General features: G+C 31.0%; 1 protein-coding gene. It reads left to right on the top strand.

Annotated features, from left to right (window positions below):
* The first annotated feature begins 122 nt into the window (after nt 1-122).
* The gene (locus tag PGW42_RS15820; protein ID WP_015529224.1) at nt 123-269 is read left to right on the top strand and encodes a hypothetical protein; all 147 of its coding nucleotides are present in this window, start codon (nt 123-125) and stop codon (nt 267-269) included.
* Nucleotides 270-546 lie beyond the last annotated feature (277 nt).

Here is a 546-nt window from a genome sequence, read left to right as displayed (position 1 = left end):
TGTACAGAAGTAACTAGCATTTTTCTATAATTTGTAAAAACAATTATTCTGTAGCAAACCAACCAACAAAACGAAGCGTATTACTGGCAAAACCGGTGATACGCTTTTTTAATGGAGGCAAAATGAAAAAATTTAAAGCTAAAATCTACCTAAAAAACAAAAAAGAATTAAATGAATACCTAAAAAATCTCGTAAAAATAAAGAAAAACCCTACTTTAGAAGATGTGAAATTTTCATTTAAGTGGGGAACAATCCCTTGTGACCAATAACTACCATTTGGAAATATCAGGGAAAAAGAAGATGTGGAGGAAATATAATTATAAATAACGAAATACCTAAAACAATTCCGGTCGCAGACTATGCCGGATATATTATGAAAAATTTTAAACCGGATGTCATAAAATTCAAAAAGCCTGAATCGGAATGGACAGAAGAAGAACATACAGAATATACAAAATGGAGTCTTAAACTGTCTATGGCACATAGATTCAAGCAACAAATACAGGAGAATAAACCCTTAACAAATAGGGACAAAAGGATTATAGA

The sequence above is a fragment of the Coprococcus sp. TM115-187 genome, assembly GCF_027679115.1.
Taxonomy (GTDB): domain Bacteria; phylum Bacillota; class Clostridia; order Lachnospirales; family Lachnospiraceae; genus Allocoprococcus; species Allocoprococcus comes.
Note: the sequence above shows the minus strand (reverse complement) of the source record. Positions and strands in the feature narration are given on the sequence as shown.